This window comes from Flavonifractor plautii ATCC 29863 (genome assembly GCF_000239295.1).
Classification (GTDB): domain Bacteria; phylum Bacillota; class Clostridia; order Oscillospirales; family Oscillospiraceae; genus Flavonifractor; species Flavonifractor plautii.
The window spans coordinates 1-9,578 of record NZ_JH417649.1 but is presented as its reverse complement, the minus strand read 5'-3'; the positions used below and the strand labels follow the sequence as shown (position 1 = coordinate 9,578).

Annotated in this window: 10 protein-coding genes and 2 pseudogenes; all 12 read left to right on the top strand. The window is 50.2% G+C overall.

Features of this window, described 5'->3' with window-relative positions:
- Nucleotides 1-319: pseudogene (locus HMPREF0372_RS01975) on the top strand (hypothetical protein); the annotation flags it as partial.
- Complete coding sequence (locus HMPREF0372_RS01970; RefSeq protein ID WP_007488519.1) at nt 300-668, top strand: hypothetical protein; 369 nt, start codon at nt 300-302, stop codon at nt 666-668. The pseudogene HMPREF0372_RS01975 and the gene HMPREF0372_RS01970, both read left to right, overlap by 20 nt.
- The gene (locus tag HMPREF0372_RS01965; protein ID WP_007488518.1) at nt 661-2,394 is read left to right on the top strand and encodes a CD1108 family mobile element protein; all 1,734 of its coding nucleotides are present in this window, start codon (nt 661-663) and stop codon (nt 2,392-2,394) included. Before HMPREF0372_RS01970 ends, HMPREF0372_RS01965 begins: the two co-directional genes overlap by 8 nt.
- A gap of 28 nt (nt 2,395-2,422) precedes the next feature.
- Nucleotides 2,423-2,665 (top strand): DUF4315 family protein, encoded by a 243-nt coding sequence (locus HMPREF0372_RS01960; protein ID WP_007488516.1) that lies wholly within the window; start codon nt 2,423-2,425, stop codon nt 2,663-2,665.
- Nucleotides 2,655-3,422: a DUF4366 domain-containing protein gene (locus tag HMPREF0372_RS01955; RefSeq protein ID WP_007488514.1), complete on the top strand. Its 768-nt coding sequence runs from the start codon at nt 2,655-2,657 to the stop codon at nt 3,420-3,422. The genes HMPREF0372_RS01960 and HMPREF0372_RS01955 overlap by 11 nt, the downstream gene beginning before the upstream one ends.
- A gap of 187 nt (nt 3,423-3,609) precedes the next feature.
- The gene (locus tag HMPREF0372_RS01950) at nt 3,610-4,302 is read left to right on the top strand and encodes a hypothetical protein (protein WP_039996510.1); all 693 of its coding nucleotides are present in this window, start codon (nt 3,610-3,612) and stop codon (nt 4,300-4,302) included.
- Nucleotides 4,274-5,737: pseudogene (locus HMPREF0372_RS01945) on the top strand (DNA topoisomerase); the annotation flags it as partial. The gene HMPREF0372_RS01950 and the pseudogene HMPREF0372_RS01945, both read left to right, overlap by 29 nt.
- A gap of 11 nt (nt 5,738-5,748) precedes the next feature.
- Nucleotides 5,749-7,671, top strand: coding sequence for a recombinase family protein (locus HMPREF0372_RS01940; protein ID WP_039996509.1), 1,923 nt, complete (start codon nt 5,749-5,751; stop codon nt 7,669-7,671).
- The gene (locus HMPREF0372_RS01935) at nt 7,668-8,051 is read left to right on the top strand and encodes a TnpV protein (protein WP_007488505.1); all 384 of its coding nucleotides are present in this window, start codon (nt 7,668-7,670) and stop codon (nt 8,049-8,051) included. Before HMPREF0372_RS01940 ends, HMPREF0372_RS01935 begins: the two co-directional genes overlap by 4 nt.
- A gap of 109 nt (nt 8,052-8,160) precedes the next feature.
- Nucleotides 8,161-8,409: a hypothetical protein gene (locus HMPREF0372_RS01930; protein WP_007488504.1), complete on the top strand. Its 249-nt coding sequence runs from the start codon at nt 8,161-8,163 to the stop codon at nt 8,407-8,409.
- Nucleotides 8,387-8,677: a hypothetical protein gene (locus HMPREF0372_RS01925; protein WP_007488503.1), complete on the top strand. Its 291-nt coding sequence runs from the start codon at nt 8,387-8,389 to the stop codon at nt 8,675-8,677. Before HMPREF0372_RS01930 ends, HMPREF0372_RS01925 begins: the two co-directional genes overlap by 23 nt.
- A 216-nt stretch (nt 8,678-8,893) precedes the next feature.
- On the top strand, nt 8,894-9,577 hold the full coding sequence (locus tag HMPREF0372_RS18950; RefSeq protein WP_230979249.1) for a hypothetical protein: 684 nt from the start codon (nt 8,894-8,896) through the stop codon (nt 9,575-9,577).
- Nucleotide 9,578 lies beyond the last annotated feature (1 nt).

Genomic DNA, 9,578 nt, shown 5'->3' with positions numbered 1-9,578 from the left:
GCAAGGCGCCTTTACCCTACCCTACGACCTTTTGAGCAGCCGCGAGGTGGAGAACATCTTTGAAAACTCTGACTTCGTGTATATGCTCAACCAGGCGGGCGGCGACCGGCAGATTCTTGCCAAGCAGCTGGGCATTTCCCCGCATCAGCTCAGCTATGTGACCCACTCCAGCGAGGGCGAGGGCCTGCTGTTTTACGGCTCCACCATTCTGCCGTTTTTGGACCATTTCCCCAAGAATACGGAACTGTACCGTATCATGACCACCAAACCGTTGGACTTAAAAAAGGAGGATGAACAGCATGACAAAGAAAGAAATTGAAAAAGGCACAGGTCTGCTTCTGGCCGCTGTCAGCGGCTGTGAGCAGATGGTGGAACTGCTCCGCGCCGCCGTCCATTACTGCTATGAGCAGGAAAAGACAGCAAAAAATCTCACGCCCAAGGGCTATGCCGGATTTACCCGGATTCACCATATCTGGACAGAGGGCATACCGGATGTTCCCAAGCTGTTTATGGGCAGCCCGATTCAGGATCGGGACATGGCAAGAGGAACCCTGATGGCGCTTTTCCTGTCCACAACGGTCTTTCCGGCAGAGACCATTCAGATTCCGGTATATGCGGAAACCTGTGTGCTGCTGGATGACCTGATGGCGGGTGGCTGGTATGCGTAAGGAACCGCGCCTGCACTTTGCAGACGAGGAACGCGCTGACCCGGCGCTGGAAAAGCCCATCCGTAAAGCAGACCGGGCCGCCGCCAAAGCAGACAAGGCACAGGCGAAAATCCCTAAAAAGCAGGTGCGGCAAAAAACGGTGGACCCTAAGACCGGCAAAGTGACCACCAAACTGGTGCTGGAGGACAAGAAAAAGCCGTCCTCCAAGCTGTCCCATGCGGTGCGGGATGCTCCGGGAGATGCGGCGCTGGGGAAACTCCACAAGGAAATCCGTGAAACGGAACAGGACAATGTGGGTGTGGAGAGCGCCCACAAGTCCGAGGAAGCTGTTGAAACCGGTGCGCGGCTGGTCCGGGAAGGCTACCGCAGCCACAAGCTGAAGCCATACCGCAAGGCGGCACAGGCGGAACAAAAGCTGGAAAAGGCCAATGTAAACGCCCTGTATCAGAAGTCTTTGCGGGAAAATCCCCAGCTTTCCAGCAATCCCATTTCCCGCTGGCAGCAGAAACAGGCCATCAAAAAGGAATACGCCGCCGCCAAGCGCACTGGTCAGACTGCCGGAGGAACTGCCAAAACTGCCAGCAAGACCGGTAAGGCTGCAAAAACCGTTAAGGAAAAGGCACAGCAGGCCGGAGCATTTGTTATGCGCCACAAAAAAGGCTTTTTGCTTGTGGGCGCGATTTTTCTGCTCATCTGCCTGCTGCTCAATACCATGTCCTCCTGCTCCATGATGGCGCAGAGCATTGGTTCTGCCATTTCCGGCTCTACCTATCCGTCAGATGACCCGGAACTTGTGGCGGTGGAGGCCGATTACGCCGCCAGGGAAGCGGCGCTGCAAGCCGAGATCGACAACATCGAAAGCAGCCATCCGGGATATGACGAGTACCGGTATGACCTGGATATGATCGGGCATGACCCCCATGAGCTTGCGGCCTACCTGTCTGCTGTGTTGCAGGGCTATACCCGGCAGAGCGCACAGGCGGAGCTGGAGCGCGTATTCAATGCACAGTATCAGCTGACGCTCACCGAGGAAGTCGAGGTGCGCTACCGGACGGAAACCTGGACGGACAGCGAGGGCAACAGCTATACCGTTGAGGTTCCCTATAACTACTACATTTTGAATGTAGCGCTTACCAGCAAACCCATCTCCTCCGTTGCCACAGAGCTTTTGACCCCGGACCAGCTGGAAATGTATCAGGTGTACCGGACCACCCTGGGCAACAAGCCGCTGATCTTCGGCGGCGGCTCCACGAATACCAGCGATTCTGAGAGTTTGGAGGGGGTGGAGTTTATCAACGGCACACGCCCCGGCAACCCGGAGCTGGTGGAACTGGCCAAACGTCAGGTGGGCAATGTGGGCGGTCAGCCCTACTGGAGCTGGTACGGCTTCAATTCCCGCGTGGAATGGTGCGCCTGCTTCGTGTCCTGGTGCTACGGTCAGATGGGTCTGTCTGAACCGCGCTTTGCAGGCTGCCAATCCCAGGGGGTTCCCTGGTTCCAGTCACATGGACAATGGGGCGCGCGGGGCTATGAAAACCTTGCCCCCGGCGACGCCATCTTCTTTGATTGGGATCTGGACGGCAGAGCCGACCATGTGGGCATCGTCATCGGCACAGACGGCAGCCGCGTTTATACCGTAGAGGGAAACAGCGGCGATGCCTGCAAAATCAGAAGCTACGATGTGAACTACGAGTGCATCAAGGGCTACGGCCTGATGAACTGGTGACAAATCTTTTGATAAGGAGTGATTGATTATGGCTACGAAAATCGAACGCATCGACCGGGAAATTACGAAAACCCGTGAGAAAATCGCAGAGTATCAGGAAAAGCTCAAGGCTTTGGAAGCGCAGAAAACCGAAGCGGAAAATCTGGAGATCGTCCAGATGGTGCGCGCCCTGCGTATGACCCCGGAGCAGTTAAGCGCCATGCTGTCCGGCGGCACGCGCCCCGATATGGCTGTCCGTGACGAACAGGAGGACACCGCCCATGAAGAATAAGAGAATTTTTAAGACCCTTTCCGCCCTCTGCGCCGCATTGGTGCTGATGGGCGGTTTTTCTGTCACCGCTTTTGCTCAAGGGTCGGAACAGCCCCCGGCAGAGGATGCCACCAACGATGAAAATGTGGTGGTGGAAGAAACCGAGGACAGTCCTGCTCTGACCCCGGAGGGCAACGCGGCGCTGGTGGATGATTTTGGCGGCAACAAGCAGCTCATCACCGTCACCACCAAGGCGGGCAACTACTTCTATATCCTCATTGACCGAGCCAACGAGGACAAGAAAACCGCCGTCCATTTCTTAAATCAGGTGGATGAAGCTGACCTGATGGCGCTGATGGAGGATGGGCAGTCCGCTGAGAAACCGCCCGCTGTCTGCAACTGCACGGAAAAATGTGAAGCCGGTGCGGTCAACACAGCCTGCCCGGTGTGTGCCACTGATATGACCGGCTGTACCGGCAAGGAAGCGGAGCCGGAAACAGCGGCGGAACCTGCGGAGCCTGAGAAAAAAGAATCCGCAGGGTTAAATCCGGCTGTCCTGCTGCTGGTGCTGGCTGTGATGGGCGGCGCTGCCTTTGCCTACTTCAAATTCATTAAGGGTAAGGCCAACCACAAAAACAGCAGCAATCCAGACGATTATGACTATGAGGACAGCGAGGAACTGCCGGACGAGGAAGAAATCGAACTGGAGGACGAGGAATCGGGCGAGCTGGACGCTGACAGGGGCGGCGGTGAGGAAAGTGAGGATGAGACCCCATGACCCGGTTTACCGACAGCCCCTATGAACGCATGATGACACGCAGGCCGGAGGGCGGGAAGGACACTTCCCGTCCTCTCTCTTTGCCCAAAAGCCACCCCTGCTATGGCTGTGGGAATTATGGTCAGCCCTGTGTGGGAGTCTGCCACTGTGAGATGGAACGATGGCTCAAAGAAAGGAAACGAAAAAAATGAGTATTCTGATTACATTTATTAAGCTGCTTGCGGTTTTTGACCTGCTGGTGATCGCCGTGTATTTTGGCAGCGACATTCTCTCAACTGTGTGGAGCAAATTTCGGAAAAAGCCCACACGGGAGAAACCTTTTGATTTCTCCCTGGATGCCGCAGCGGTTCCCCTGTCCATAGATTCCATCCGTCAGCTTTATTCAGGCGACGCAGCGGATTTTGTGGAAGAAACGCTCCTGCCGGATGCTGCGCAGACAATGGCAGTTTTGACAGACCGGGAACAGACAGCCGCCCGCCTGCTCTTATCCGCACTGGTAGGTTTTCTGGCAGAAGAAGCCCCGATGGATGAACGGAGCTTTCCTATGGTGATGGAACTTCTGAACTGCATGGAAGGTGAAAAAGAGGATGGATGTCAGGACCCGGTGGATATTTTGTTTGAGGAAACCGTCCGCCGTACCCGCCGCCATGAGGAATATTACAGCAATTATCAACGCTACCGGCTGATGCAGGTGGATAAAACCCGTGTCATTCTGGCCTGCCGTATCCTTATCAACGATCTGCTGGGAAAGCTGTACCGCTATGACTACCGGTTCGGCTATGACCTGCTGCTGGATGAGGAAAACAGCATTGAGAAAAAACTGCACACGCCTGTGCGGGAAGAATGGGAGGATGAAGATGATGAAACTTGTGATTGCTGAAAAACCGTCCGTTGCCCAAAGTCTGGCCGCCGTGATCGGCGCAACTGACCGCAAGGACGGCTATCTGGAGGGAAACGGCTGGCGGGTCAGCTGGTGTGTGGGCCATCTGGCTGGTCTGGCCGACGCCGACGCTTATAACCCGGAGTACGCCAAGTGGCGCTATGACGATCTGCCCATTCTGCCGGAACCCTGGCAGATGGTGGTGAGCAAGGACAAGAAGAAACAGTTTGATGTGCTGAAACAGCTGATGAACGCCCCGGATGTGACCGAGGTGGTGAACGCCTGCGACGCCGGACGCGAAGGTGAGCTGATCTTCCGCGCCGTCTACGAGCTGGCGGGTTGCACCAAACCCATGAAGCGGTTCTGGATTTCCTCGATGGAGGATTCCGCCATCCGGGAGGGTTTTGCGAACCTGCGCCCCGGCGCGGACTATGACGGCTTACGGGATGCGGCCCTCTGCCGTGCCAAGGCGGACTGGCTGGTGGGGATCAACGCCACCCGGCTGTTTTCCGTGCTGTACCACCGGACCCTCAACATCGGGCGCGTCATGTCCCCAACACTGGCCCTCATTGTCCAGCGGGAGGCCGAGATCGACACCTTTAAGCCGGTGCCGTTTTACACGGTGACGCTGGAGCTGCCCGGTTTCTCTGTTTCAGGGGAACGCATGGCGGACAAGGGCACCGCCCAGCAGCTGAAAACGGCCTGCCAGGATGCGGCTGCTACGGTGAAAAAGGTGGAGCGCAAGGACAAATCCGAGAAGCCGCCCGCCCTCTATGACCTGACCACCCTCCAGCGGGACGCCAACCGGCTGCTGGGGTTCACAGCCCAGCAAACCCTGGACTATTTGCAGAACCTCTATGAAAAGAAGCTCTGCACCTATCCTCGGACGGACAGCCGTTACCTGACTTCGGATATGGCAGCAAGTCTGCCGGAGCTGGTCCGGCTTACCGCTGGGGCGCTGCCCTTTGCCGCTGGTATGGAGCTTGCCTGCAATGCGGCACAGGTCATCAACGACAAGAAAGTGACCGACCACCATGCGGTGATCCCCACCCGCAACCTCCAGGGCGCGGACCTGTCCAGCTTGCCAGTTGGCGAAAAGGCGGTGCTGGAGCTGGTGGCCCTGCGGCTGCTGTGCGCCGTGGCCCAGCCCTATACCTTTGCGGAAACCGCCGTTGTTGTAGAGTGCGCCGGTGCGGAGTTTACCACCAAGGGCCGCACGGTGAAACAACCCGGCTGGCGGGCGCTGGACGCTGCATACCGCGCAGGGCTGAAAAATGTGGAGCCGGAAACCGAGGACAAGGCTCTGCCGGAGCTGTCTGAAGGTCAGACGCTGCCCCTTTCTGGTGCTGCCGTCAAGGAGGGCAAGACCACCCCGCCCAAGCACTTCACCGATGTGATATTTTGTGAGCGTAAGGAGTGGATAGGAATTGAAGAAAGGAGTTCAGCATGAGAAGAAAAAAAGATAGAAGCAATGGCATTACTGCTTTGTATGAAAGACTGTCTCGTGATGACGATAATGCTGGCGAGAGTAATAGTATCGTTCATCAAAAGCAAATGCTTGAAGATTATGCTATAAAACATGGCTTTACGAATCTTGTTCATTTTACCGATGATGGTTGGAGTGGAGCAACTTTTGACAGACCTTCATGGAACAGACTTGTTGAAGGTGTTAAAAACGGAGAAATCACTGCCTGTATCTGCAAAGATATGTCCAGAATCGGCAGAGATCATCTGCAAGTAGGTTTTTTCACTGACATTCTGTTTAGAGAAAAGGAAGTTCGATTTATAGCAATCAATAATGGTATTGACAGTGACCGTCAAGAAACCAGTGAGTTTGCCCCTTTTCTGAATATCATGAATGAGTGGTTTGTCAGGGACACAAGTAAGAAAATTAAAGCTGTACTGAAATCCAGAGGTTCTTCCGGCAACGCTCATACAAGTAATATCCCACCATACGGCTATTTGAAAGACCCAGAAAACCCCGACCATTGGATTATTGATGAAGAAGCTGCTGAAGTAGTCCGCAGAATTTATCGTATGACTATTGAGGGAAAAGGACCTTATCAGATAGCAAGAGAACTTTCAGAAGAAAAAATTGAAAGACCATCTTATTATCTTGGCAAAAAGGGACTTGGAAATCATGCAAGCAACTATGACAAAGAAAATCCGTATATGTGGCGAGGAAATCAGGTTACTACTCTGATTGCCAGACCAGAGTATATTGGAAAGACTGTCAACTTCAGGACATTCAAAAATTCCTATAAGGACAAAAAGACGAAAAGGGCAGATAAGGAAGATTGGGTGGTTTTTGATGATACACAAGAGCCTATTGTCGATGAAGAAACATGGATGCTTGCTCAAAAGTTAAGACAGAATGTAAGAAAAGCAGATCCTATGGGCGAACCTAATGTTCTAACCGGAAAGATTTACTGTGCTGACTGTGGTGCACCGATGTATAATCACAGGCAACGAAAAGGGCGTGAAAGAATATACTATACTACCAAAGGCGAAAAGCGGATAAGCCATTCAAATCCGGCAGATTGTTATGAATGTTCCACTTATAATCTTGCTTATCAGAAGTATGACCGGCATTGTACTTGCCACCATATTTCAACAAAAGCACTTAAAAGCATCATTCTGAAAACCATACAAGAGACTTGCCATTATGTTTCTTTGAATGAGCAGGAGTTTGTCTATTCTCTGCAAGAAGAATCGGCGATGAAAGATATTGCTGTTTCTGAAACTGTAAAAAAACGCATTGAAAGAAATCAGAAGCGAGTTCACGAACTGGATATGCTTATCAGGAAAATCTATGAAGATAATGTAATTGGAAGATTGCCGGACAGGCTTTTTCAGAGTATGCTTACTGATTATGAAAATGAGCAGAACGAGCTAAACAAGATTATTGAGACTGACACCGCTGATATGCAACGAATTATAGGCGGTCAAAATAATGTGGAGCGTTTTCTAAAGCTGGTTAAAAAGTATGAGAACATTACAGAGCTTACTCCTGCCATGATAAATGAATTTATAGATAAAATACTGGTTCACGAGCCACAGGGAAAAGGTGCAGACCGCACCACAGAGGTGGAGATATATCTTAACTATGTCGGGCAATTTCAAGTACCTGTGGAGCAGCATGAACCAACAGAGGAAGAAAGGATTGCTGCTGAAAAAGAAGCAGATCGACTTCGCAGAAAACGAGAATCCAATCGTAAGTATATGAAAAAGATTCGTGAGAAATCAAAAAAATTTGCGGAGCATGAGCGTATAGCAGAAGAAAATAATTCTGATAGCAAGCTGTGTGCTGAACAGAACGCCACAAGCAAATCAAATCGGCAAAAAGTGAAAGGAGAAAAAATAGCATGACAGAATTGAAACCACGAATCCATGACGAAAGCAACGGTCTGGACTATGTTCTTGTGGGCGATTACTATGTGCCGGACTTGAAGCTGCCGGAGGAACACCGCCCTATCGGTATGTGGGGCAGACTGCACAGGACATATTTAGAGCAGTACCACCCTGCAAGGTTCTCTGCCCTCTGTTTATCCGGCGAACTGCATACTTACCTTGCTGACCTGAACGAACAGGCAACGGAAAGGTGCAGCCTTATCATTGAGCAGATGAAACAAGCCGAGGGTGTGACCGAAACCATGAAAGCAGACAATCAGATATTGTGGGTACAGTCCATGAACTCTATCCGTAACCGAGCCGAAGAAATCATCAGACAGGAAATGATTTACTGCTGATTTTATCAAGTCCAAAACCAACAAATTTATATCGTAAACGAAGCGACAGGTATTTCCTTATGAAGTGTCTGTCGCTTTTCATTTATCAAACTTTAAGGAGGAAAACACAATGAAGATGAACCGGAATGAAATGGAAGCCCTTTATGCCTTTGGCTGTCCGAACCTGAAAGCAACTGTTGAGCGTTTGCGTATGGTGGCTGCCCTTGCACCCGATCCAGTGGCGAAGAAGCTGTTTTATATGCTTTCCGTCAAGCTGAGTGCTGAGGGTGTTGAAAGGTGGTATCGCTGCTTTTACTGCAAGCTGCGTGTGTTGAAAAACCATAGGGAGGGCTGCTATGGCGAGACTGACGAAGATTGAGAAAGAAACAATCGTTCTCTTTAATGAGGGCGAGGACAAGGCAAATATCTACACCCACAACGCCGGATTGAAAAAGAGGTTGGCTGCTTTTGCTAAGAAGTACCCTGACCTTTGCCGACTGGAAAAATCCAATGTTCAAGGCGGTGTTTCTTATGAGCTGGCAAAGTCCCGTCTGTCTATCCGTTTCTTGCCGCCTTACAGTGAGGAACGCAGACAGAAAGCCAGCGAATATGCGAAAAAGCATGGGCTGAACAGCCAGCAGGGATAATGTGATAATCAGGGCTGATATGCGGTTAAAATGTCAGGTGCAGACCTGATGTTTTGACCGTTGCCTATCGCCTGTGAGGAAAGTATCGGGGACTATGGATTTTGCAGAAATGTGCGTTACAGGTAAGTAAAAAAACTACTTGATAGAGTGTAAATTGAATTGTTCATATCGGTATGATATAATTTACTGAAATGAAGCAAGAAGGTGGACTTTTGTATGAAAAAATTTTTGAAAATATTGCTAATCATTATAGGAATAGTCTTTTTGATTTTTGCAGCACTGATATGTATTGGACTGTTTGTTGATTATGATGACCATATTGAAAATGGTCGCTATACTTATGTTCCGGAAGATGACAATAAAGACAATGCATATGTCGAATTCAATTTGAGCGATTACGATAAAAAGGATTCTGAACTCATATATTATAGTTCTGTCGAAGAAGCTATTTTGAATTCTCCTTTGAATACTGAAAATGAAGAATTTTCTGTTCCAGAAGATTTTCTTAATCATGTTGATGAAATATTGCATATATGGAATGGCAAACAGTATGATACGATTTTCTATCGGGCAGGAAGCGATAATGATCCCGTTCAAGGTTTTGTGATGGCACGCTGCAAAAAACAGGTGGAGGAAGCAACTGTACAATATGCGTTTATGAATGCTACACCGGTTACAACTAAAGCGGATAGCATTCTTATATCTGATATTACAGAACTAATTCATTCATCTTTAAAATTAAGTGATTTTCAACAGGACTTGAATCCAAATTATCCAGATACCAGATTTGTTTTTGGCTATGCACATGATAAGGAAATTTACTCATTAGAAGTAGAAGGTCAAAAGCCAGATGGTGTTATTGAAATCAATTGTAGGTTTGTCAAACATATTGGACGGTGAA